Origin of the sequence: Citrobacter sp. CK202, assembly GCF_030333225.1 — a bacterium.
GTDB classification, from domain to species: domain Bacteria; phylum Pseudomonadota; class Gammaproteobacteria; order Enterobacterales; family Enterobacteriaceae; genus Citrobacter_B; species Citrobacter_B koseri.
This window is the reverse complement of sequence record NZ_JAOWGI010000024.1, coordinates 1-21,270: the sequence shown is the minus strand read 5'-3', so window position 1 is coordinate 21,270 and position 21,270 is coordinate 1. Positions and strand designations below refer to the sequence as shown.

The following is a 21,270-nucleotide window of genomic DNA, read 5'->3' as shown; positions in this document are numbered from 1 at the left end:
AACCCGCGATTATTCGCGGGTTCTGAATGTTATCTAGCGGGGTGATTATTTGATGAAAGACAAGAGTTCATTTTCTTGGAAAGTATATTTTTTATCTTCTTCCTCAACAGATAGACAAAGTGCATCTGATAATTTCTTTACTACTGAATAATTATCAGCTATCAGTGTTGCGGTTTCCTGATCCACTTGATGGTGCAGCGATTCAAAACTGATACTATTGCCGTAAAGATTTTTCAACAGCAGCAAGTATTCATGCGCTTTTAACCAGTCAAGACGCCCTCCTCCACCTGCATTAAACTCCTTTCTCACGGTGGCTACATTATATGCAATGCCATCAAATGCCTGTGCATACACACCAGACCACAATGTAATTATTCTGGATTTGGTGAATGTTATTACGTCATTGACATCATGAATTTTCCAGTCATGTATTATAGTGGTCGACCCTTTCGGCCCTGAAAGAGAATAATTAATTATCTCTATAGGGCCGACAACACCACCTTGTAATTTCCATGAGATCCAATGACCAACCTCGTGTAACACAACATCCTTTAACTGAACCGCCATATCCCCTCCCGCATCCACGGTCGATATTACACTACATCACGATCATCCTACATTGCCGGGATAAGTGGCATTGTCGTAATCGTAGAAGTTGGGTTTATACTGCTTCGCAGTTATCTGGCATGTGCCGTCTGATTGTGGTGCTATCTCTGAGACGATAGCGTCATAACCTGTGCGTGAAGAATCGCAGAAAATCAGGCGCGGCGGTTCGATAGACGGATCATTGAGAATGATAGAGCTGAACTCTGCTTGTTCAGGAACCAGCACCTGATAATCCCCCATTCTCGTTGCCGTCATCAGGCCAGAAGCGGTGCCATCCTGGTAACGTATCAGCACGCGAGGGTTCTCGAAAGACCAGTCAAGAGGCTCCGTCACCGTAAACGTTGTCTTGTTATCAGTGGTATCCATCTCTTCAATCAGCGCGCTGACTGTCTGGCTGCCCGGTATGTCGTCGGTCAGCACGATACGATCGCCGACGTTATAGCAAAGTGCGTCCAGTTCTGTTGAGGTCGTATGTGTCAGCCGTTGCTGTAGGTACTTCATCAGCCGCCGCATGCCGATCTGATATGCCCGGTCACGGTCGAGCACACCGTCAAGCGTGTAGTCTTCGATTTTTACGGGCGTTGGATTTCCCGGTATCCGGCACTGTACCGTTTCCTCCGCCCAGGTGGTGCCGTTGATATACGTAACGTCCACGCCGTCATAGTCGTCGTCAGACGGAGCCACGAACGCGGTTTGCAGGTCTTCGGTCATCTCATGCGGACTGATAACCCCCGACCAGGGCTTAACGCCTTCGCGCGCAACCGAGGCAAGCCCGTCTGCAAGCAGAAAATAGCTTTTCCCGGCGTTGGCGATCTTCTGCAAAACCTCCAGCGCAGATGTGCTTTCGGTCGTCTCGAAGTCGAAAAACTCATTGTCAGGCGTCCAGTAGGTACTTTCCAGCGCATTAATGGCGTCGGTGTCCATGTCCAGCCCAAGCGAGTTACCAACGTGGTACAGCGCGCCGGAGATGCTGCGCGCCGCGCCAGTGTCGTAAATCCTTGTAGCTACCACGTTCACCCGGCGATCGGACTGCGCTGCCAGCTTGCCACCGGTTTCCACCGTGACCCCCATCGTTGTTACGCCAGCATACGATGACGGTCTGGTCAGTAGGCGGCCACGCAATGATTGCCAGTACATATTATCGCGACTGTTATCCTGCCCCTGTTCGTTAGTGCGTCGGCACCGCACTTCAACAAGTCCGGGAGAACTCAGCGTGATGCGCTCAGTGAAACCAAGGCCATTAATATTTTTTGTGTTATACGAACCGGTTTTGCTCATCCAGCCAGAACCAGAGCCATAGACACGGTACTGAACTTCCCAGCGAACCGTTCTGTTTTGTTTTCTCCCTTTTTTGTCGTACCCGCAAATTCCATTCGGGAAGAAGAAATTCACTTCAAACATGTCTATGGTTTCATTATCCGGGCATGCCAGAAATGGTCCCATCCAGGAGTCATTCTGGTTAACGCCAGATGCCTCAAAATCAAGCACGGTGTGCGCCACGAAACCCGGCCATGTGTTATCGACAACACCATCAATCAAGCGTTGAAGAGTTACACTGGTGCCGTCCACATCGAAAATTTTGTACTGATACCCAGCGTGAGAAACGGAAAGCCTGATATACCCCTCAGGAATACCCGTAAAAGGCGCGCCGGTTTCACTCTCATAAGCCAGCGTTATCGACGCGGTGACTTCCTCTTCTTCCTCTGTCGCGTCTGCATGCGGCGTATACGAAGCGATAAACAGACTGTAGTCGACGCTGTTGTACCAGAGCGTTACCGGCATTCCGACGTAAGGGGCTATTTCCGCCAGATTGTCACTGGTAATGCTGCTGTATGCGCCATCATTGGTAACAACAAACTGATCGGGTACGATTAGCTCAACCGTTGCGCCAGCAATCCACGAATCAGGCAGCTCGTTTGTTGCAGTATCATCATCAGCGCTTAATCCGTTAAACGTGATTGTGCTTCCCGACACCGTCAGTGACTGCGCTACCACATCATCCGTATCCGGTGCGGTCTGGGCCATATCCAGCCCGGCACCCGATGACGTCCCGCCAACCTCGGTAGAGTTAAACCAGTTTTCACTACGGCGATCACCAGCCACATTCTGGCCCGGCTGAAAAACGGTGTATGCGAAACCATCACCAAGCGATGAAACGGGCGTGGCGCCGACGCGCATATCCCCTTCGCCGAATGAAAATTGTCCGAATCCCAGAGCAACGAACATTTCAACGGTCATCACTGTCGGATCGTCCGGGCTGAAGCGGGTTACCGGTTGCACTACGTAATCGGGGTAAATTCGGCGGCGTCCGAACAACTCGCGAATTGGATCACCCAGCTTTGCACGGTTCGCTTTTGCCGGGTTAACGTCCAGTGAATCGCCTGTCGACGAAGAGAAACCACCGAGATCTGATGCGCCAGGCGCAAAGAACAGCGCATAAGCAACAGATGCGACCGAAACAGCAACGGCAATCCACGCCAGCGCAACGGCGCCATGAGGGACCGGATAAATGTGCACATCACTTTTCGGGCTGATCGCATAATCAAACCATGCAGCAGCCGGGATATTCACGCCGTCCACTTCAATGGCGATCGGATGCTTCATGTCAGCGCGGTAATTTTCAACATTCCGCGCCATCCACTGATGAATAGTCACCGCACCATGTTCATGCGTTTCCAGCGGCTCGCCGGGTAACCGGGAAGGATAAATTCTGATGGTCACTTCCAGAACTCCACTTTAACGAAGCGGCGAACAAACTGCGCCACCGGCGTAAAAGAAACGTTGGATTTAGGGTTGCATTCGGCCACATGCAGACGGCCATTAAGCACCACGACAACGCCGACATGCGTAACAGTTGAGCCTGAATAGCAGGCAACACCCGCACCTTCACATGGCTCGCAGCGTTGTAGGGAAAGCATCAGTTTCCTCGCTTCTCGATTAAGCCCTCCACTATCTTTCGTCACTCCGGCGAAATCCGGCCACTCATGAAGCCCCAGATCGCGACGCACCTCATTCACAATGCCGAAACAGTCAAGTTCAGGGTAAGCGCGACCGCCCTTCAGCCATCTGACCGAAAGGTATTTATCTTGATTGAACATTAAGCCTCCGAATTTCAGGCAATAAAAAACCCCGTTTATACGGGGTTTGAAATGTAGTTTACTGACGGTTCAATACAGGCTGGAGATGTACGAGTTTACTGGCTCTGGCAACAAGTCTTGCGGATGATCACCACCAAATGTTGCCCACTTACTTTTCCCGCTAATAATCGTTGAGGCAATCCGATTGTTGGATTCTGCATTATAAATTGTAATTTTCACTTCAATTTTATCTGGAATTCCTGACCACTCAGTAGCCCTGTCCTCCCAATGCAATATCTGAGGAACAACGTAGTATCCATGATGGATTGTATGATTATTTTTCAGACAAGTAACATCTTCACAATCAGCGTAAATCGCTACGTTATCTGAATGTCGCAAAAAAGCAGCTTTTAATGCAGTCGCTGTCGAATTTCCAGAGCCAGCATATGTGCGGGTTTCATATACCCCATCAGATGGCATAGCAATAGCAACTGGAGCATCTTTGACTAACTGCTCAGTGTTGCTCTGAATATTGTTCGTATTGTATTTAGCCGAACATCCGGCCAGTAAAATTACGGCAGAAACCAGCAAAAATCGTTTCACTTTTCTATCCCTGTCAATAAGAAGAACCTTATCTTATCAAGTAATTTATGGCTGAACATTAACTCATGTAACGCAAGCCCGGATAGAACGGGAGTGTGTAGCTATAGCGGGGCCATCCAGTATCCAGCACATTCATGTATCCAGCGATAATCTGCGCCTGCGTTGCAGTCCAGTACCCATTTTTAACCGTCAGGGTATAAGGGCGGTCTGCGGGCGCGGCTAAATCGTCAGAGGTATATTGTCGGTAGGTCACCGTGGCGCCACGCAGATTTTCCAGCGCGCTACGCACGGATGTGGATGCTTCACCGTTGATGTTTGAGACAGCAAACTGCAAATCCTGAGTGCCGTCACTGTTCCGCGCCGGTAGTGCAACATCGATGGCGCTGGCGATGAATGTGACCTCTTCACCAGTTTCCGTCGTCGCTGTTATGTTGTCGTAGCCATCACAGAGATAAAGGACATCATCACCGATGTTGATCTGCAAAGTTTTGATAATGACCTCTTCACCGGAAGAGGCATACAGTCGTTTCAAAGTCGGACTGGTCATGCTTCCGGCCACTCCCTGTTAAGTGCAATATCGATGATGCTGCTGTTGATGATGTAATCCGGGAACTCAGCCCAGCCATCACCGAGGACGGGTCGAGTCCACAACTCAAGCGTCGCGGAGAACTGCCAGTAAATCGGGGCGACAAGAGTCGGCCCCTGATAGATGTCCGTAAACCGGCATTTGTAGAACTCCACGCCAAGCGGCGTTTGCAGTCGCATGAAAAACCAGTCGGCGCCGTCAGTGATGGTTTCGTGATACCAGCCCTCAAAAAGCTGAGCCTGAGCATCGTTTTCGAAAGACCACTGCACATTTGCCTGTGTCGGCGTCGAAATAAACGCGCGGCGCTGACGGGCGCGGCCGGTGGTCATTTCGGTGCGCTTTAACGGACTGACTGGCTGAAATGCATAACCGTCCTGAAGCGGCATAGGGAGATAATCGTGAGGGTAGTATTTTTCAGCCATCAGGTCGTTCTCCTTCCGGTGTACGTTCCTCGCATTGCGTTACCCACTTTCCCGTTACCCCGGACAATCTGGTTCGCCACCTGATCAACTGCGTCCGTCGTCGCCTTTTTGGCGGTGTTGGCGAGAGACATATCCATCTGCTCAGGCGTTACACCCTGCTGAATATGGAAGTCCTGCTGAATCTGGGGGCTGAATACAGTTGAATTACTGTTGTTATTGACGTTCTGCGCCCCCGTACCGAAACCGGGCTTGCTCAGCGTTGCATCCAGAGAACCACCATTGCGCAGCGCCTCAAGGTTCGAGACGCCTATCCGGTTGGTTGCAGCCTGGTCAAAAACATACTCGCCTTTATGCACTATCCCGGCGGGCTGGTATTTTCCGCCCGGGCCCGTAAAACCACCGACAGCAAAACCAACATCCGCAACAGCTGCGATATTAGAAACGATGCTCGCCGTCGCCGCTGCAACGGATGCCATCGCAGCGATGTTGTACGGGAACGGGTTAGCCGCCGCCATTGCTATCCCCTGCTGGATCGAAACCAGAGACTGTGCAATAGCGAATGCCTTGCTGGCAGCGAACGCCGCTTTATAAATCCCGGATTGCTCCCCGAAACCAGTCGCCAGAATCTGCAAACCACTGTCGATCATGGTTTGCGTCGCACTGGTGATGATTTCGTTTTTCTGGGATTCGATTACCTGGTTGGCCTGCGCAGCCTGCTGGCGAATTGCCGTCATGCGCGCTTCGCCTTCCGTGGTGATTTGCGCAGCCTGGGCATATGCCGCTTCCTGAGCCTGCAACCACGTCTGTAACTGCTGTTGCGCCTGATCGAGCTGAATGTACTGCTGTTGCATACCGCCGAACGTGCCGGATAACTGGCCGCCAGTCGGTGACAGGTTGCCAACCACACTCTTCACTGAAGAAGGCAACTCCGCTGGAGTGTTTTTGTAAATATCAGATCGGGTTTGCTCGTATTCCCCCGGCGCCAGCTTCCCTGTGGCTTTTGCTTTTTCCAGCAGCGCAAGCCGTTCGCGAAGCAAATCATTCTGCTGCTCATCCTTCGCTTTAACCTGCTCCTGCATTTTCCGGTAATCGTCGAGCGTTTTAACGGAGTTTTGCAACTCCTCCTGTCGTTTGTAGGCCTGAATAATTTCTTCAGAGCGGGACAAAAGCGATTTTTGATCGGCGGTGAGCTGCGTTTTCGATTTGAGGTCAGCTATCTGCTGTTCAAATTTCACTCGCGCCTGGGTGGCGCTGGTGAGCTTATCGCTGGCGTCAAGCTGGGACTGCATAGCGGATGTCTGCTGGTTAATCTGATCCAGCAGTCGTGTCGCTGCATCTTCGCTATATGCTTTTCCCTTCGGTGCTGTTGGCGATTTAGGGTCTTTGTACATTTCATTGATGCGCGCGATATTTTTCGCGTACTGATCTGCACTGATGGCCCCGGCATCAAGGAATTTCTTCTGCTGCTGAATCGCCTTGTTTCGCTTATCAGCATTCGACAGGAACTGCTGGTTAACGCGATCAGCTTCCTGCTGTATTTTAATTGCCTTATCCTGCTCTTCTCTGCCAGCCGCGACAGCTTTTGTAAGGTCGCCTTGCAGGTCGATAGCACTTTGCAGAAAATTAGCCGCTGCTGCCGCTTCAGTTTGCCACCCTGGCACACCGAAAATATTACCCACGGCTTTGCCGCGTGCATCATTTGCCTTTTTAGTCGCATCAGCCAGTCGTTGTTCAAGAGACTGCTCGCGCCCAACGCCCAGCATTGCATCCCATGCACCTTTTGCTGCGCCGGTGAGTCCGTTCCATGCCTTTTCGAGATAACCGAGATTATCCTGAATATCTGCGGCACGCTGCTGCATGGTGGTGGCGTAAGCATCAGTAGCAACGCGCGCCGCTTCCTGCTGATTCCCTTCATCCTGGAGGGCCTTAATCTGGTTGTAAGTTGCCAGCGTAAGGAAGTGGTACTGGTCGTTCAGTTTGGTAATTGCCGCAACCGGATCGGCGGCAATTTTGTTGAAATCGTCCACCAGTTTATCGGTCGCAATACCAGTGGCTTCACTCGTTTTAACAACGGCAGTGGTCACGCGCTCAAGCGAGTCACCGGCAACCTTTCCAGATTCCACCAGTAGGTTTAGCGCCGATGCCGCTTTGCCAGTGGTTGAGTTCGCCGCTACACCAGCGCGCGCGGCAATGTCCGCCAGTTGACCAGATGTTTTCCCTACCTGGTTACCCGTCAGGATGAGTGATTTATTGAAAGCGTCCTGTTCCTGCGTGCCTTTGTAGTACGCCACACCCAGCACGCCGACCGCAGCAGCCGCCAGCGTGAAAGGATTGATCAGGCCCATCACATAGGAGCTAACGCCTTTAATCGCAGGTCCGATGCCACCGAACATATCTTTTAACTGACCGCCCTGCTGCATCAGCACCATGAACGGACTTTGCCCGGTAGACAGACCCACGACGATGTCGGTCATCTGAGCAGGGATCATGCGCATCGCAAAAGCAGTTTGCTTTGCTGACATGCCAGTATTTTTCAGTTGCTCTGAAAACCCGGTGAGACGATTACGAGCCTCTTCGATTTTTTTCGAATAGACATCAAAAGTCTCATCGTCCAGCATGCCTTTCGACTTGAATTTCGCGAGTTGTTGCTGTTGTTTATCCAGTTTATTCAGAGCCGCGTTAACCGGATCAATGCGGTCCAGAAGTTCCGATAAAGCAGCGGATTCTTCTTCGGTCGCCTTCGTTACCTTCCCGGCGCTGGCCGCTGCTTTCTGCCCCCACTCGGTAAGCCCGTGAAGGGCGCTGGTCAGGCTTTCAGCATTTTTTTCTGCGCCGGTGCTGTCAATAATGACAGCGAGGCGGGATGTCTGTTCTGACATTGCGATCTCCGGGCATAAAAATACCCGGACATGCCGGGCTTATTGTTTCTGTTTGCCGTGTTTTTTCTGTTCCTGCGCCCACTTCTCACGCCATGCGTCATCGAGGGCAAATATCGCCGCGTCAAATTCATCGCGATCAATGAGGACGGGACGTGCAGAAAGAAAGCGCTCAATATCATGAAGTGAGATTGGCAGTGGCGCACCAGCCATCCCGGCATACAGCCGGGAGCGGGAAATAACGGAGTAAGCGTTGAGGATTTCCCCTGTCACGCCGTCAATTTCAGGCTCGGGAATTGGCGGGAGTTTTAATTTCTCCCTTCGCCACTTTGCCTTTTCACCCTGCTCCCCACCGAATTCACTCAGCCACTTTTGCGCTTCGATGGCTTTTTTACGGTTTCCTGCTTCTGCTGCTCTTTGCCCTGGGCGATGCTGGCGGCTTCAGCCAGAATTTGCCAGTAAATTGCTGGTTCCTGTTTCAGAAGTGCAGCGCCGCGTTCAGGTGTGTACTCAATCGGAACTTCTTCGCCTTCAACAAGCTCACCAACGCCCTTCCAGTCTTTCAGCAGGTAACGCGCGCAGTTGTCGATCAGAAGATCATCGGCAGAGTCAATTTCCCCGACCGCAGACAGGCTAAATTCGCTGGTTCCCACCTGGTAACTGGCATCCATTTTTTCAATGTGGCGGCGTATAAGCGCATTACGCGAGCGATACTGGTCGTTATCAATGCTGCTGACGAGCAGCTTTAGGCCTTCAATGGGTTTGAGATCTTTCAGCGGCGTAAACCAGCGCTCGCCACCAACATCAATTCGTGGGTTGAGGATAATCATTCGAAACTCCTGCATGAAAAAAGCCCGCGCCGCCATGCAGAGCGGAACGGGCAAGGGAAATTAACTGCCCGCAGCTGTGCGGGTAATGGTCGGTGACTCGTCTGCCGCAGTGATATCGAGTTGAACCTGGATAATGTCGGTATTGCCCCCATCCGGCCAGTCGCCTGCGACCTGTACTTTCGGGAAGTTGAAAGTGTACTGCCCTTCGTCGTTCGCCAGGGTGAAGCTAAACGGCACCGTCGCCCCGGTCAGTGTTTTGCTCCAAACCTCCCACGCAGCTTTAGACCAGGATAATGTGATTGAACCTGACGGCGTGAACGTAGTCGGAATATTGGCCCCGGCATATGGTGAGCCGGTGCCGATACAACGCTGGGTCTGAACGTTGTTGTCGAACTGGATGTTGAAGGTGTCGATACAGAAACCATCACCGCCGTCGATGCCGTTCAGGTTGATTGCCGTGACCTCTTTGAACGAGTAACGCAGCTCGCCAGAGTTATCCGCAGGTGTTCCTTCGATATAACTGGTGTCATCAGCTTTCGAATCCCAGCCCAGCCCGGCGAAAGTGATCGTCGCGGTAACATCACCGTCGTTAGGAACCTCCAACTGGAACACGCTTACCTGCGCGCCGCGAACGATAGAGGCGATACCAACATCGGAAGCATACGTTGCGAGTGAGAACGTGATACGTTCATTACCCATCGTCAGGCTATCGCCAACCCAGTCAGCACCGAAGCAGGACGCCAGAAACGCATCATGCTGTCCCCAGCGAAACTTCGTCGCCACATCGCCACCGACATCAACGGTGCCCATCGACATACCCTGCGCCATGCGGGTGCCACCGATTTCGTCATTGTCATTTGTGTTTTGGGTCGGTTTCACCCCCCACGCGGAGCGCTTTATCAGACTCCACGCTCCTGCCGGAGTTACACCTACCGTAGTTTCCCGTATAAAGGCCGAGAGTACCTTAGCGCCGCTCGACATGCGGTCACCTCCATCGAAGTTAAGCGCTACAGAGCGCGGTAAGGAATTTGTAGATTGAGCTGAGACCAGCCATCTGTTTCACCAGCAGGAACAGCGGATACGGCGAAATAACTGAGTTTTCCGTCATCCTGGAATTCGAATAACTCGCGTAGTTTGTCGGCGGTCTGGTTTATCAGCAGAGAGCCGCTACCAACCGGAACGAATATCTGAATGATGAGTACGCCGGTACGGTGAACAACCGGACCACCGCCGATTTCATTAGCGCCAGCCAGTCCGGGAATATTCGTCAATCGCGCCCAGATAGATTTCCCCGCCGGGTCAAATATCGGCCCATTTGGATAATCCACAGCATCAGAGGCAATAGCCGTCTGCGCCGTCATGCGAGCAATGACAGCGTTACGAATTTCTGTGAGGGTCATTTGTAGGCCTGTGTTACACCGTGGAATGAGACAGCGTAGATACCTGCCGGAGCCTGCTGCGAGTGACCATTCTCCAGAGGTTCCGCGTATGGGAGGTTATTCTGAATGTAGATGACTGAATAAGGTTTTCCCTGCGCGATAACAGCGCTACCTTGCTGCAAAGTCGCCGATCCATTTTTATCCGTTGTATCGGTGGTGCCGTATTCAGGAGAGCCGATACTCACCTGATTATTCGCACGGAAACGCCCGGTATCGACCGGAGAGCGAGAGACAATTTCATTCAGCAACTGAAGCGAGATAAAACGCAATTTTTTACCAACGTCTTCCTCAACCTGATTCATAAAAACAGAGGGGTCGATACTCCACCCGTTCGCCATATCACACCCTCCGTAACTGAATGGAATATGTCGCTTTCGCCGGATCGGTTCCTGCGGTAATGACCTTGTAGCGCTGCTGTTCGCCAGTAGTCAGATCTGGTGCAGTGATGATGTGATCGACCTTCGGCGCGTCGGTAACTTCATTCGTCAGTGCGGCTAATTTGAGATCACCGTGCAGGATATTGACGCCATCAATGCGATTGAGGCTGTATTTCGACAGAACCCCACGCCCGGTGTAGGTCACGGTGGTTTCGCCGCCAGTCTCCGTTACCGGGTCCCATCCAGACTGAATGACATATAAGCCGGTGAAATCGTTGACAGCATCCGCCAGTTTGGTATCAAAGGCCTTTGCGACCTTCGTCTGAATCTTGTCACGAATTCCCATATCACCCCCGGACAAGGCGAATCTGCGAAGTATTCGCGCCATACGGCTTGAGCATCGCCAGCGCCAGTTGCAGATCGGAATCCAGCAAAGATGTGCTGTTTGTTGCCAGTTCGGCGTAGCTTTCCGACACGCTCACGCCATCGGCATCAACGGATTCACTGGTGAGCACGCCAGAACTGGTTTTCTGTTGATACAGCCCGCCATTTGCTGCGGCCAGCGACGCATACGCCCCAGCCAGCTTCACATCATCGGGAATGATGACTTCGTGAGTGGTCTTATTGCAGGGCATTTTCAGGTTGAGGCCATTCATCCAGGTGTTAGCCATCAGCACAGATTTGGCTTTTTTGCTTTCATCCGTCCAGGTTGAACCGAGAAGCGCATCGACATCCGCAACAGTGATGTAGGTGATCATGAATCACTCCTCTATGCGCCAGCCTGCCGCCTTCCAGTTTTCCACTTCGTCAGGATGCACATCTGCGGTGGTGGGCGCGCCGGGGAATGCCGGGAAGTCAGTGAACATAGCAACCAACTGAGCACCGTGCTCCTGCTGCTCCTGCTGCTCCTGCTGCTCCTGCTGCTCCTGCTGCTCCTGCTGCTCCTGCTGCTCCTGCTGCTCCTGCTGCTCAGAATTGTTGTTTGCCGACAGTTCAGCAGCAAGTTTTTCCGCCGCTCGCTGAGCGCGCTGCTCTTTCGTCAATCCGGCCATAAGCCCTCCAGAAAGAAAAGGGGCCGAAGCCCCTTGTGTGTGATGGTGTTAGCCCAGCAGCATTACCGCATGAGCAGGCTTAACGGAAGCGACACCCCACGCCAGGCCAACTTCATAACGCACCTGACGGTACTGACGATACAACGCAACCTGGAAGGTGATGCCGGATACGGGATCGGTTACATTCATCACGTCATCAGCGGTATCGCCACCCTCTGGCATTGCCGGGGTACGCGAAGCCAGCAGGAATGCGTTACGGTCAAACGCCATATTCGCGGTGAAGCCGCCAACAACCGTGATTTCGGTATTGTCCGCCAGGTTCTGGCGCAGTCCCGGCGCAGCCAGAGTGATGGTGGTTGAAGTAGCTGCCGCAACAACATACTGGTTATCGTCGCCATCGAAAGTAACGACCTGACCAGCTACGATAGCGCCCGTACCAGTATCGATGGCAATGATGATATCGCCTTCCTGTTTCGCGCCATTGACCAGATATCCTGTCGCGGTAGCAGCTGGCGCACGCTTAACGCCCGCAGAGTTGTGAATGTTGAAGCCTTCCAGTCGGCCCAGCGTACCTTCACGAAGAAGTTGCTCAGTGCCGGATTCATTCACTTTGAACAGTACCGTCTGCTTCCCGCGAAGATTCGCGATTGCAGAAGAACCGAGAACCATTTGCAGGTTGGTAGTTGGCGAACCGTTGTCCTCCAGAACCTTGCGCGCATTAGCTGCGTCGGTCAGATCCTCCTTCACGCCAAACGGCGTTGTGCCAGCAGTACCAACGGCGCGAGAAGTGCCGTAGTAAAGTGCGCCGAGATCAGCATCGACCTCATTTGACAGTGCGCGGAATGCCTGGGTGAACTGGTCAGCAAGAATGGTGTTGTAAGTACCAGCGGGACCGAGAGCCAGTTGCTCTTCACCGTTCCATTTGACCGGGGCCATTTTAGATTTGGTGATTTTGACATCGACGGTGCCGATATTCTGATCGCCGGTATTCGGCGCAGACGGACCCGGCACGATGTCTTCGGTAACAGCAACCGGAGCAACCGGCGCAGTAACGGTCTGGTCTTTCGCTGCTGCGTCTGCTTTGGTATTTCGCGCGACAGCAGGGATAAAGCCCACCTGCTCACGGGAAACGATATCCAGAGCTGTATAGATAGTCGGGATCAACCCGGTAAGGGTATTAGCCATTTTTCTGTGTTCCTTGAGATTTTATCGTGGATTGATTAGTGAGCTATCCAGCTCTGGCGCCAGCCACCATCCGGCAACTGGCAAATGCGATTAGTCGACGATGGTGATGCCTTCTTTCAGCGTCGACTGCTGCTCGACAGGGCTAAGACCTGTAAACGCGTCGCGCTTCATCGTCTTTTGGCCTGCCTGATGTTGAGTTGGGCGAGAACCACCGCCGTTATTGCCACTGGCTTTCAGGATGTGGTCTTTTTGCGGGTACTGCTCTACCAGGAACTCCAGCGCTTCATCGAATGAGGCCAGTTCGCCCGGTTTAGAGCGGGAATAAATTTTGTTGCCGGTGCCGTCATAGGCGACAACTTTACCCTCTTCGACCTTAAACGACTGACCGAAGCGGGCCTGAAGCAGATCGGCAGGGATGGCGATTTTATCGGTGATAAATTTGGAGCCAGTAAAACTACCGCCGATCATCGAATCGTACAGTTGGCCTTCCAGCATTTTACTTTTGTTGTTGGCCTCATCCAGTTGCACCTGGAATGATTTAGTGATTTCGGCTTTCACCTGATCAACAGCACCAGCATCGATCAGTTTTTTCTGGTCGATTTTGGTCATCATCTCGATTGCTTCGAGCGCCTTTTTGGGGTCTTCAATCCCGGAGAAAGCTGCCAGTTTTGCTTCAACCGCTTCTTTGGCTTCACGATGAGATTTTGCTTCGGCGTTGCGTGCAGAAATTGTGCTCATCGCCTGAGAAGCATCAAACCCAATCTCTTTCCCGTCGTCATGCACGTAAACTGGCAGGCCGTTAGCATCGACTTCTGCGTAGTGCTTACCGTTTACTTCTACTGTCTTCAGTTTCATGTTGTTACCTTTGATTTGGTCATCCGACCGTTGCACCGCGCATCATCCGAGTTGCGGCCATAAAAAAGGCCGCCCGGAGGCAGCCTGTTGTGATTTATTGAAGATTAAAGCCCTGCATCCCTGAACGCCTGCGCGTCACGTTCACGCAACTGCGCCAGCGTCAGCCACTCGCCTTTGTCGGTGTAGAACTCATCAGGAGACATGCCACCATCACGAATCAACCGGGCGCGCTTCTCGCCAACGATTTGCTTCTGGCGGTCAAACGACTGGCGCGAGAACCATTCCTGATAGTTCGTATCGCCCGGCACAACACCATCCATGCTGGCACGTTCCGCTGGCGGGATATCGCGAACATCGATACCCAACTCTTTCGCCGATTTGAGGATGAATGTTTCAGTGGAACGGCAGCAGAAATGAATTTTTCCAGGTCCCTGCAAATAAGGAATCTTATGACCGATTGGCTTGTTATCCAGCGTGTACTTCAGGCGGTCACGAATCCTGCACATCTGCGTCGTTCGGTTGTCCAGAGTGGAAAGCCACTGCTTACCCTTCATCAGGTCGCTATTGGCGTCAGCGAAGCTGTTACGCGCCGTCGCCGCAAGGTGCCCCACTGCCGTTTTCGCGATGCTGGCGGCATTGGCGCGACTCATCTGTAACGCGCCATCCTGATAGCCGCGATTAGCGTGACCGCGGACCTTGCGCGCTATCTGCTCGTTCGTATCTCCCAGCAAAAAGCCCTGTCGAACTGCGTTACTGATGCGGTTGAGGCGATCCGCTTCGAGGTTTGAGGCCCACTCACTGAGCAATCGCCCCTGGAATGGTTGCGCCATCGCGGCGGCATACACCGCGTCAGGAGAGATACCCACCAGCGGATGAACGTCGGTCACGAACTCCGGCAACAGCGCGTCAAACAGGCTCAACTGATACCCAGCCTCATGTTGCGCCAGTTCGTTCAGTTCGGTCGACAGGCTGGAAAACATGCCGTTTATCGCCGTGCGGTTAATTTCCCGCACGCTCGCCAGCAGCGCTTCAAGACGTGTGACCGTAAAGCTATTCGGCTCTATACCATCCATCGCCACCAGCAAGCGTGCTGTCAACTCAGCATCACTTTCGTTGAGCAGCTTCACCATCCTGTTGGCAACGCCGGTACTGTAACGACTAATCCAGATAGCGTGCGCTATGGACTCGTCACGCAGTTGCTCGTTAACCGTCGCCATTGTTACCGCCCATCAACGTTACCTGCTGGTTTCTCAGCTCGTCGATAACCTCTTCAGGTTTCGCGTCAGGGTCGATAAATTTCATCGCCTGAAGTGCACGAACAGCATCAATCTGACGGATATCACCGCCCTGACGCAGCGACTGAACAGCCAGCGCGCCAGTCGCATCATAGGTCTGTGCTGATACATCCAACTCAGTACGGACATCGACATTGCCACCAGTCGATTCATCAATCCACTCGGCCATGATTTGCAGAATGTTATCAAGTGCATCCTCCAGCGAACTAGCCATCGTGTACAGCGGCGAGTTTTCTTGCATTCTCTCTTCGTTGGTCTGGTCTACCGATTTGGTTGAGGTGTTTTCTGAGCGAAGCAGTTTCGCGCCCGCCTGGCGCATCTGATTTTCCAGATCATCCAGCGACGTTTTGCCGGATTCAATGGCAGCACCGGTGTGCTCGGTGTATTCCATACCCTGCTTTGCGCGGTCGGTGAATTTAGTAGCGCTGGATGAGCCAATGACCAGTTCCTGATCGTCTTCCAGGCCAAAAACAGACAGGAGCGGCACTCGCACAACATGAAGAATGTTGTCCTGCTCACTCTGGCTTTGCCAGTGCTTGATGTTCAGCAATGCCAGATTCAGCAGTGGCGGAGAACCTCGCATAAACCCGGTTTTTTTGGTGTAGAGCGTTACAAGGGTAATGTCGTCGCGGCTGGTTTCCCACTCTTCATAAAGAGTCCAGGTGGACTCCCCACCATCACCTTTGTTACGGCGCCAGATTTCCACTTTACGCGGCATGATGTGGCGGATCTGCTCAACTTTGGTTTGCCCGAAGTCATCACCATCCACGACAATGACTTCTTTGATTCTCAGTTCAGTGAGAACGACCTTCCCACCAACAACCTTTGATTTCCAGCCGATCACCTGCCGAGGATTAAGCATCGTTACATACGGTCGACCACCAGCAGCCTGCTCGTCAGCTTTTGTGCGGATTTCTTCGGCGTTGGTGCGCGGGTAATCCACCAGCGCATGTGCGAGCCCATACTGAAACGCCAGGCTAAAGAATTGCTGCGCCCAGACATCAAGGCGACTGCCTTCCATATCGATGTTTTCGGCATACTCTTTGATTTTTTCCGGAGTTTTTTCGCTTAACACGGTTGGCTCAGCAAATACGCGACCGACATTCTGCTTGATACTTTCTTCATAGGAAGGGAGGAGCGTAGCAACAGACAGGCGTTTCTTATAGTCCTCTTTGTCCTCGCGCGGCCAGCGAGGAAGATAAGCCTCGCCCTGTCGACGCATCTCAAGCGTACCGCCCATCAGAGCATCGTTAATATCCCACGCCTCAACCATGTCGTTATAGTCGAGGTTGGGTGTAGAAATATCAGGCATGATTTAGATCCGAAGTTGGGTGATTTTGCCAGTCGGTTTGCGACGGTTGTTCTTCGCTACCGCAAAGTAACGGAACCCGTCAGCACCGTGTGATGTGAAGTCGTGTAATGGCTTATCTTTCCAGCATCCGCGTTTGTCATCCCACTCTTTGCGATAGCCCTCAAGGTGGGCGATCCCCTCAGCGCATTTTTCTTCATCGAACGCGCATTGAGGAAGGATTTCGCGGACTGATTCTATTCCCGTATCAACTGACTCTTTTGGGACGACACTGAAGCGGAGGGAATATTTCTGACCGTCGATTTCGTACCCTTCGCGCGCCAGCTCCCGGCGTGATTTCGCATCAGAGCCGAACTCCCGGTTATCGATATCGTGCGGCCCCCAGTGCTCGCCGTACTCATAGCCCCTATCCTTCAGCACCTTCATGTAGTGCCTCAGGCCTTCGCCGGAGTTTTCGTAGTAGTCGATGATATGGAACTCTTCGCCAACCTCACGAACGAACCATATCGCCGTGGAGTCACCCACACCGATATCCCAGAACGTGTGCACCGGCAGGTGTGAGTTATCCGGTAATTGGCCGATCCGCTTGTTGGTGTAGAGCCAGCGGAACTGTTTTGCGTAATACGCGCCCTCGACAGACTGCTGGAACGCCTCGGCCGGAATGGTCGGGTATTCGCGCTTCATGTCATCGCCGAGCGTTTTTTCTTTCGCGTAGTACCAGGCTTTCTGGCGTTCATTGACGACTACGCGGTGCTTCGCTTCCATCTCAGCAAAGTATTCAAGCAGGCGCACCGGCAGCGGCTCAACCGGGTCGATTGCGTACTGCGGGTTCTTCCACCAGGAGAAGAAGAAAAACTTCCAGTCCAGCGCGGATAGCGTTTTACCCTGCAGCAGCGCTTTCTCTGCTGTCTGGCAGTAATCGAAGAAGTAACCCGCCCGGCCCTCTGCCGTGCTCTCGATAGTAGCGAAGCATCCAGTCGATACCGCCTCAAACGCACCAGTGACGATTTCACGGGCTTTGTCCGGATACTTGGCGCATATCTTGCCGAACTCGGAAACGTGCAGGTAACGCAGCGTACCGCCACGGAATGACGTGCTTACGTAGAGTGATCCGCCCTTCTTAAAGACGAGCTCACCAGAAGAGTCATTGCTGGCCGGGTTGGCCGCCTTTATCTCTGCCGGCAGCTTGTCGTATGCGTACTTCACCTTTTCGCGGAACAGGCGCTTTGCGTCATTCAGCGTGTGGGCAATCAGCGCGCATTTCGCCGACTCGAACAGAGCCGCGTCCAACTGGATGATGCACACCTCAGTTGTGAAACCGAGCTGGCGAGCTTTCAGAATGATGTTGCGGGTGTGGATCCCCTCGAAGTATTCACGCTGCTCCGGTGTCATCCTGAAGCGCGTAGGCTTTCCCTCTTTGTCGGTGATCCAGTAGAGATTGTTCAGTCGCCAGTCTTTGTCAGACAGCAGCTTGAGGTGCTCAGGTTTCATTACGCCCCCTGAGACAGTGAATCCATCAGTTCAGAAATTGATTCAACGACATGCTCAGTTTTCACCTGCTCGCGGAATGCCTGGACGTCGATATGCTTACCAATCAGCTCGAGGTTCTTCACCTTGTCAGGCCACTTTATCTTCTTGAGCAGCGCAGCTGTGTTTCCCTCGGCTGACATCTCGACGACATCCAGCCCGGATAGCGTTGTCCTCCAGACCTTCGTCCACTGAGAAACCGGCTTCAACTCTCCGGTCGAGGTCAGGATGTCCAGCACATCCATCTGGTCAATCTCAACGAGACGATTCAGGACGTATGTCGCATTTATGCCAACCAGATCATTGCGGTGCGCTTTAAGTTCGGCAATTCTGGACTGGATGTCAGGTTTTGACAGGTTTTCGGACGCGGTGCGGTTAGCTGTCTTAGCGCTGTACCCCGCCCGAATAGCCGCTTGCGTGGCATTTAAATCGATGAGGTACTCGCGACAGAACATTTCTTGTTTGTCGGTGAGTGCCATTTTTTACTTCCAATAAGGAGATTGTTATGAGCGATGACTTCAAAACAGGGGACATTGTTAAATTGAAATCAGGCGGACCTGATATGACCATCAGGTCATTTTCAACTACTCAAGGTCATTCTTTTCTTTGCCAATGGTTTGCTGGTAAAAAACTTGAGCAAGGCTATTTCAAACCGGAATCCATTGAGCGCGTTACCCCAAAGCCATAGCCCCAAACGCACTAACCTTAACTCTTGATGATGTTTCATCCTGGATGATGGGTGCTTTATTGAGGGATGGTTGTCTATATCAGCAGGATGTTGTGGATTATCTCGTTAAACAACATAACGAGCAGCACCTCAAAGAAAATGCAGATGGCAACCAGGCGCTATCAACCAAAATAATCAATAAATTTAGAGTTGAAAGCGGGAAAAATGTCGTTTGGGTGAAGCCAGATAAGTACTGGCGATACCGTGTCTCTGAGGATGAAGAAGGCCGAGAAGCCCGCGGTTAATACACAGGGCGTTCATTCGCCCTTTTCTTCAACGCTCCCGACCAGCGGCGTAAACTGCACGCGCTTCACATCAGCAGGAGCAAAATAAAGCCACTCTCCCGTCTCCGTCGCTATCGGTACAAAGCCGTTAACCAGCTCAGGCTGACGTCGTGACATCTTGCCCGTGAAGGTTTCGCCTGTTTGGGTGGTTAGCGTGATTTGGTAGATGTCGGACATTGAGAGCCTCTTTATCCGCTAGTGGGGATATTTGGTTGATTATCCGCTGTAGGGGATACTGTCATTACTATGGACCTACCCATGGTGATGGCAATAAAAAAGCCCCGCTAATGCAGGGCCTGAATCAACTGTATTGGAGTGTGTTATCTGTGAATGACAAAGAGTGATTTACATTCAGGACAAAGTAACGCCTGTTGCTGGCGTACTTTAGTGGTCGACTGAATTGATTTATGTCCGCATATTGGACACGTGACAGTCATATTGGCTACAAGCCCAACACGCTGCATTGCATAATCGAAGAACGACATGATGGTTGGCCTTTTGTGAATGGGCTTCATTGTACCATAAAGCGCACATTTTTTGACCAAAATTTAACGGCGCAATAGGCCCCCACATTATCTCATACATCATTCGTCGACAGGCCTTTGATTGGACGCAAAAGATACAACTACGCCGACTCGCTTTTATATCAACTTAATTTTTACTTCGTATCCATCAAGACCGGCCATTATCTCACGTGGAACAAACACGATCTCAGATACTTCTTTGCCTGTTTTCTTTTTTAGCTCCGCAATCTTTTTCGTAATGAGGGCAGAAATATCTTCCTCGGCTTTACGGACCAACTGTTCATTTTTCATTTTATCGCTCCTTAAGCATCACAAATCTATTATAAATAATAGGTTATATTACCAAAAGCGACTCTAAAACAATGTGATTTATCTTCAGTACATAGTAAAAAACTTCCCCGGAGCTCTACCTCAGGCACTGCGTATTGATGTATTCCTGAAGGGTTCTCAGTGCTGTCTGATCTCTGATGATTCCGTCTCTGATACCGAGAACGTTGCGTCCAGAAGCTGGAGAGAGTTCGACGGTGGCATCATTGCCCAAGCTGGAGGTGCTGGCGGCTTCGGTTGAGGCTGGCACTGGACACTTGCCTTTGACGAGCACCCGACCACCATTATTAAGCTTACGCTGAAGAGCATCATTTTCAGCTTTCGCATCTGCCAACTCCTTCGTGTATTTGGCATCCAGCGCAGCAACATCACGCTGGCGGGTCTGCATGTCTTTGATGGTGGCGTTCGCCAGGCTGAGTTTCTCAGTGGCTTTATCGCGCTGGTCTTTGTAGGTGATGGCGTTATCGCGGTAGTGGTTAACAGCCCAGCCAAGAGATACGATGATGCAGACGACAAAAGCGATGATGATTGCGGTTAACCTGCTCATTTCTGGCTCCAGGTACAAACCTCATACTCAACATCTCGACGATTCATCAGGCCTTTCCACTTCTTACCACCGGCATACACCCAACGCTTTAATTCTTCGCATGCCGCTGCGTATTCTTTGGCATTGAGTTTTTTCAGCAGTGTTGAGTTGATGGCCGCAGAAGCGCCAACGTTGTACGCGAAAGAGTAAATCGCTGCTCGTTGAGTTTCAGTAGTCGGCACTTTGATATGTGGATCAACCTGCGCGGCAATTCGCGTTAAATCTTTCCGGGTTAGAGCATCGCATTCCTTATCGGTATACCGCTTTCCGGGGATTATGTCGGATCCGGTGCTACCATCGCAGACAGTCAGCACTCCGACAACATCTCGGTAGGCCACATATTCTCGACCTTCAAGACCATCCTTACCTGACAGCATGACTGTTGCGATCGCAATCGCACCGCCACCGATGGAGGCAGCAATTTTATTTCGCAGGGTGCTGTTCATCAGATTTCCTTCGGTGCTTTCTGTCCGAGATCGGCGAGAACTTTGGCTGTAGCAGATGGGTTGCTTGAATCAGTCTTGTTCAGAATGTCCTGCAGTATCTTCGTGCGCTTCATTTGCTCACGCTTATTGAGCCTGTATGTCAGGACGCCGAGGATGATGCTGAAAGCGACGCCAATGATGAAGCCCCAGTCCTGCAATGACAGGCTGGCAAAGAAAGCCGCAAGACCAGCGCTGCCGTATGTCGCGTTGCTGTATCTTTCGTCCATCTTCATAGTCTCTCTCCTCGCGGTAAATGCGGGAGCTGTGTGTTGTAGGGTCAGGCCCTCGGGCTGGATTT

At 52.0% G+C, this 21,270-nt stretch carries 29 protein-coding genes; 2 read left to right on the top strand and 27 right to left on the bottom strand.

Annotated elements, in window-relative coordinates:
- Positions 1 to 45: 45 nt before the first annotated feature.
- The 21 genes from OGX84_RS08310 to OGX84_RS08210 form a co-directional block, all read right to left on the bottom strand.
- Positions 46 to 567 carry a hypothetical protein gene (locus OGX84_RS08310; protein ID WP_112002353.1) on the bottom strand — a complete coding sequence of 174 codons (522 nt, stop codon included), beginning with the start codon at positions 565 to 567 and terminating at the stop codon, positions 46 to 48.
- Between the two features lie 42 nt (positions 568 to 609).
- A complete protein-coding gene (locus OGX84_RS08305) occupies positions 610 to 3,327 on the bottom strand; it encodes a host specificity factor TipJ family phage tail protein (RefSeq protein WP_286457804.1) in 2,718 nt (905 codons plus the stop codon).
- Positions 3,324 to 3,704 carry a hypothetical protein gene (locus OGX84_RS08300; RefSeq protein ID WP_012132713.1) on the bottom strand — a complete coding sequence of 127 codons (381 nt, stop codon included), beginning with the start codon at positions 3,702 to 3,704 and terminating at the stop codon, positions 3,324 to 3,326. The genes OGX84_RS08305 and OGX84_RS08300 overlap by 4 nt, the downstream gene beginning before the upstream one ends.
- A gap of 69 nt (positions 3,705 to 3,773) precedes the next feature.
- Positions 3,774 to 4,286, bottom strand: a complete 513-nt coding sequence (locus OGX84_RS08295; protein ID WP_112002351.1) for a DUF4823 domain-containing protein — start codon at positions 4,284 to 4,286, stop codon at positions 3,774 to 3,776.
- 58 nt (positions 4,287 to 4,344) lie between these two features.
- The gene (locus OGX84_RS08290) at positions 4,345 to 4,833 is read right to left on the bottom strand and encodes a DUF1833 family protein (RefSeq protein ID WP_112002350.1); all 489 of its coding nucleotides are present in this window, start codon (positions 4,831 to 4,833) and stop codon (positions 4,345 to 4,347) included.
- The gene (locus tag OGX84_RS08285) at positions 4,830 to 5,294 is read right to left on the bottom strand and encodes a hypothetical protein (RefSeq protein ID WP_112002349.1); all 465 of its coding nucleotides are present in this window, start codon (positions 5,292 to 5,294) and stop codon (positions 4,830 to 4,832) included. The genes OGX84_RS08290 and OGX84_RS08285 overlap by 4 nt, the downstream gene beginning before the upstream one ends.
- Positions 5,294 to 8,173, bottom strand: a complete 2,880-nt coding sequence (locus OGX84_RS08280; protein ID WP_112002348.1) for a phage tail length tape measure family protein — start codon at positions 8,171 to 8,173, stop codon at positions 5,294 to 5,296. The genes OGX84_RS08285 and OGX84_RS08280 overlap by 1 nt, the downstream gene beginning before the upstream one ends.
- Positions 8,174 to 8,212: 39 nt before the next feature.
- Positions 8,213 to 8,443: a hypothetical protein gene (locus OGX84_RS08275; RefSeq protein WP_112002347.1), complete on the bottom strand. Its 231-nt coding sequence runs from the start codon at positions 8,441 to 8,443 to the stop codon at positions 8,213 to 8,215.
- A gap of 89 nt (positions 8,444 to 8,532) precedes the next feature.
- Positions 8,533 to 9,000 carry a phage-derived protein YdaY family protein gene (locus tag OGX84_RS08270; protein WP_112002346.1) on the bottom strand — a complete coding sequence of 156 codons (468 nt, stop codon included), beginning with the start codon at positions 8,998 to 9,000 and terminating at the stop codon, positions 8,533 to 8,535.
- Between the two features lie 60 nt (positions 9,001 to 9,060).
- Complete coding sequence (locus tag OGX84_RS08265) at positions 9,061 to 9,981, bottom strand: phage tail tube protein (RefSeq protein ID WP_112002345.1); 921 nt, start codon at positions 9,979 to 9,981, stop codon at positions 9,061 to 9,063.
- A gap of 26 nt (positions 9,982 to 10,007) precedes the next feature.
- Positions 10,008 to 10,400, bottom strand: a complete 393-nt coding sequence (locus OGX84_RS08260) for a phage tail terminator-like protein (protein WP_286457801.1) — start codon at positions 10,398 to 10,400, stop codon at positions 10,008 to 10,010.
- Positions 10,397 to 10,777, bottom strand: a complete 381-nt coding sequence (locus tag OGX84_RS08255) for an HK97 gp10 family phage protein (RefSeq protein WP_060816048.1) — start codon at positions 10,775 to 10,777, stop codon at positions 10,397 to 10,399. The genes OGX84_RS08260 and OGX84_RS08255 overlap by 4 nt, the downstream gene beginning before the upstream one ends.
- Position 10,778: 1 nt before the next feature.
- The gene (locus tag OGX84_RS08250; protein ID WP_286457800.1) at positions 10,779 to 11,162 is read right to left on the bottom strand and encodes a glutamate 5-kinase; all 384 of its coding nucleotides are present in this window, start codon (positions 11,160 to 11,162) and stop codon (positions 10,779 to 10,781) included.
- 1 nt (position 11,163) lies between these two features.
- Complete coding sequence (locus OGX84_RS08245; RefSeq protein WP_286457798.1) at positions 11,164 to 11,574, bottom strand: protein singed; 411 nt, start codon at positions 11,572 to 11,574, stop codon at positions 11,164 to 11,166.
- Positions 11,575 to 11,577: 3 nt separating this feature from the next.
- On the bottom strand, positions 11,578 to 11,868 hold the full coding sequence (locus tag OGX84_RS08240) for a hypothetical protein (RefSeq protein WP_286457796.1): 291 nt from the start codon (positions 11,866 to 11,868) through the stop codon (positions 11,578 to 11,580).
- Between the two features lie 48 nt (positions 11,869 to 11,916).
- Positions 11,917 to 13,053, bottom strand: a complete 1,137-nt coding sequence (locus OGX84_RS08235; protein ID WP_286457795.1) for a major capsid protein — start codon at positions 13,051 to 13,053, stop codon at positions 11,917 to 11,919.
- 90 nt (positions 13,054 to 13,143) lie between these two features.
- Positions 13,144 to 13,908: a DUF6651 domain-containing protein gene (locus OGX84_RS08230; protein WP_286457793.1), complete on the bottom strand. Its 765-nt coding sequence runs from the start codon at positions 13,906 to 13,908 to the stop codon at positions 13,144 to 13,146.
- Between the two features lie 104 nt (positions 13,909 to 14,012).
- Positions 14,013 to 15,125, bottom strand: coding sequence for a phage minor head protein (locus OGX84_RS08225; protein ID WP_286457791.1), 1,113 nt, complete (start codon positions 15,123 to 15,125; stop codon positions 14,013 to 14,015).
- Positions 15,112 to 16,515 (bottom strand): DUF4055 domain-containing protein, encoded by a 1,404-nt coding sequence (locus tag OGX84_RS08220; protein WP_286457789.1) that lies wholly within the window; start codon positions 16,513 to 16,515, stop codon positions 15,112 to 15,114. Before OGX84_RS08220 ends, OGX84_RS08225 begins: the two co-directional genes overlap by 14 nt.
- 3 nt (positions 16,516 to 16,518) lie before the next feature.
- Complete coding sequence (locus OGX84_RS08215; protein WP_286457788.1) at positions 16,519 to 18,003, bottom strand: terminase large subunit; 1,485 nt, start codon at positions 18,001 to 18,003, stop codon at positions 16,519 to 16,521.
- Complete coding sequence (locus OGX84_RS08210; RefSeq protein ID WP_286457786.1) at positions 18,003 to 18,518, bottom strand: terminase small subunit; 516 nt, start codon at positions 18,516 to 18,518, stop codon at positions 18,003 to 18,005. The genes OGX84_RS08215 and OGX84_RS08210 overlap by 1 nt, the downstream gene beginning before the upstream one ends.
- A 26-nt stretch (positions 18,519 to 18,544) precedes the next feature.
- Here OGX84_RS08210 and OGX84_RS08205 point away from each other — a divergent pair, with 26 nt between their 5' ends.
- Both OGX84_RS08205 and OGX84_RS08200 read left to right on the top strand, forming a co-directional pair.
- On the top strand, positions 18,545 to 18,727 hold the full coding sequence (locus tag OGX84_RS08205) for a YodC family protein (protein WP_234284174.1): 183 nt from the start codon (positions 18,545 to 18,547) through the stop codon (positions 18,725 to 18,727).
- Entirely contained in the window at positions 18,724 to 19,011 is a 288-nt protein-coding gene (locus OGX84_RS08200; protein WP_502873614.1) for a DUF6953 family protein, read from the top strand. The genes OGX84_RS08205 and OGX84_RS08200 overlap by 4 nt, the downstream gene beginning before the upstream one ends.
- Before the next feature lie 12 nt (positions 19,012 to 19,023).
- Here the strand turns inward: OGX84_RS08200 and OGX84_RS08195 are convergent, their stop codons facing one another.
- The 6 genes from OGX84_RS08195 to OGX84_RS08170 form a co-directional block, all read right to left on the bottom strand.
- Entirely contained in the window at positions 19,024 to 19,227 is a 204-nt protein-coding gene (locus OGX84_RS08195; protein WP_286457783.1) for a hypothetical protein, read from the bottom strand.
- A gap of 143 nt (positions 19,228 to 19,370) precedes the next feature.
- Positions 19,371 to 19,535 carry a YnfU family zinc-binding protein gene (locus tag OGX84_RS08190; RefSeq protein WP_286457781.1) on the bottom strand — a complete coding sequence of 55 codons (165 nt, stop codon included), beginning with the start codon at positions 19,533 to 19,535 and terminating at the stop codon, positions 19,371 to 19,373.
- A 156-nt stretch (positions 19,536 to 19,691) separates the two neighbouring features.
- Positions 19,692 to 19,865: a GnsA/GnsB family addiction module toxin gene (locus OGX84_RS08185; RefSeq protein WP_286457779.1), complete on the bottom strand. Its 174-nt coding sequence runs from the start codon at positions 19,863 to 19,865 to the stop codon at positions 19,692 to 19,694.
- Between the two features lie 115 nt (positions 19,866 to 19,980).
- Positions 19,981 to 20,448 carry a lysis protein gene (locus OGX84_RS08180; protein WP_286457777.1) on the bottom strand — a complete coding sequence of 156 codons (468 nt, stop codon included), beginning with the start codon at positions 20,446 to 20,448 and terminating at the stop codon, positions 19,981 to 19,983.
- Entirely contained in the window at positions 20,445 to 20,933 is a 489-nt protein-coding gene (locus OGX84_RS08175; RefSeq protein ID WP_286457701.1) for a lysozyme, read from the bottom strand. The genes OGX84_RS08180 and OGX84_RS08175 overlap by 4 nt, the downstream gene beginning before the upstream one ends.
- Positions 20,933 to 21,205: a phage holin family protein gene (locus OGX84_RS08170; RefSeq protein ID WP_048224292.1), complete on the bottom strand. Its 273-nt coding sequence runs from the start codon at positions 21,203 to 21,205 to the stop codon at positions 20,933 to 20,935. Before OGX84_RS08170 ends, OGX84_RS08175 begins: the two co-directional genes overlap by 1 nt.
- Between the last annotated feature and the right edge of the window lie 65 nt (positions 21,206 to 21,270).

Excerpts from the sequence above, each read along its gene's own strand:
- OGX84_RS08170 (WP_048224292.1), bottom strand. The coding sequence starts at position 21,205 with ATGAAGATGGACGAAAGATACAGCAACGCGACATACGGCAGCGCTGGT.
- OGX84_RS08245 (WP_286457798.1), bottom strand. The coding sequence starts at position 11,574 with ATGATCACCTACATCACTGTTGCGGATGTCGATGCGCTTCTCGGTTCA.
- OGX84_RS08210 (WP_286457786.1), bottom strand. The coding sequence starts at position 18,518 with ATGGCACTCACCGACAAACAAGAAATGTTCTGTCGCGAGTACCTCATC.
- OGX84_RS08260 (WP_286457801.1), bottom strand. The coding sequence starts at position 10,400 with ATGACCCTCACAGAAATTCGTAACGCTGTCATTGCTCGCATGACGGCG.
- OGX84_RS08235 (WP_286457795.1), bottom strand. The coding sequence starts at position 13,053 with ATGGCTAATACCCTTACCGGGTTGATCCCGACTATCTATACAGCTCTG.
- OGX84_RS08265 (WP_112002345.1), bottom strand. The coding sequence starts at position 9,981 with ATGTCGAGCGGCGCTAAGGTACTCTCGGCCTTTATACGGGAAACTACG.
- OGX84_RS08300 (WP_012132713.1), bottom strand. The coding sequence starts at position 3,704 with ATGTTCAATCAAGATAAATACCTTTCGGTCAGATGGCTGAAGGGCGGT.
- OGX84_RS08195 (WP_286457783.1), bottom strand. The coding sequence starts at position 19,227 with ATGTCCGACATCTACCAAATCACGCTAACCACCCAAACAGGCGAAACC.
- OGX84_RS08290 (WP_112002350.1), bottom strand. The coding sequence starts at position 4,833 with ATGACCAGTCCGACTTTGAAACGACTGTATGCCTCTTCCGGTGAAGAG.
- OGX84_RS08280 (WP_112002348.1), bottom strand. The coding sequence starts at position 8,173 with ATGTCAGAACAGACATCCCGCCTCGCTGTCATTATTGACAGCACCGGC.
- OGX84_RS08190 (WP_286457781.1), bottom strand. The coding sequence starts at position 19,535 with ATGTCGTTCTTCGATTATGCAATGCAGCGTGTTGGGCTTGTAGCCAAT.
- OGX84_RS08180 (WP_286457777.1), bottom strand. The coding sequence starts at position 20,448 with ATGAGCAGGTTAACCGCAATCATCATCGCTTTTGTCGTCTGCATCATC.
- OGX84_RS08240 (WP_286457796.1), bottom strand. The coding sequence starts at position 11,868 with ATGGCCGGATTGACGAAAGAGCAGCGCGCTCAGCGAGCGGCGGAAAAA.
- OGX84_RS08310 (WP_112002353.1), bottom strand. The coding sequence starts at position 567 with ATGGCGGTTCAGTTAAAGGATGTTGTGTTACACGAGGTTGGTCATTGG.
- OGX84_RS08215 (WP_286457788.1), bottom strand. The coding sequence starts at position 18,003 with ATGAAACCTGAGCACCTCAAGCTGCTGTCTGACAAAGACTGGCGACTG.
- OGX84_RS08175 (WP_286457701.1), bottom strand. The coding sequence starts at position 20,933 with ATGAACAGCACCCTGCGAAATAAAATTGCTGCCTCCATCGGTGGCGGT.
- OGX84_RS08205 (WP_234284174.1), top strand. The coding sequence starts at position 18,545 with ATGAGCGATGACTTCAAAACAGGGGACATTGTTAAATTGAAATCAGGC.
- OGX84_RS08270 (WP_112002346.1), bottom strand. The coding sequence starts at position 9,000 with ATGATTATCCTCAACCCACGAATTGATGTTGGTGGCGAGCGCTGGTTT.
- OGX84_RS08220 (WP_286457789.1), bottom strand. The coding sequence starts at position 16,515 with ATGCCTGATATTTCTACACCCAACCTCGACTATAACGACATGGTTGAG.
- OGX84_RS08250 (WP_286457800.1), bottom strand. The coding sequence starts at position 11,162 with ATGGGAATTCGTGACAAGATTCAGACGAAGGTCGCAAAGGCCTTTGAT.
- OGX84_RS08185 (WP_286457779.1), bottom strand. The coding sequence starts at position 19,865 with ATGAAAAATGAACAGTTGGTCCGTAAAGCCGAGGAAGATATTTCTGCC.
- OGX84_RS08255 (WP_060816048.1), bottom strand. The coding sequence starts at position 10,777 with ATGGCGAACGGGTGGAGTATCGACCCCTCTGTTTTTATGAATCAGGTT.
- OGX84_RS08225 (WP_286457791.1), bottom strand. The coding sequence starts at position 15,125 with ATGGCGACGGTTAACGAGCAACTGCGTGACGAGTCCATAGCGCACGCT.
- OGX84_RS08230 (WP_286457793.1), bottom strand. The coding sequence starts at position 13,908 with ATGAAACTGAAGACAGTAGAAGTAAACGGTAAGCACTACGCAGAAGTC.
- OGX84_RS08285 (WP_112002349.1), bottom strand. The coding sequence starts at position 5,294 with ATGGCTGAAAAATACTACCCTCACGATTATCTCCCTATGCCGCTTCAG.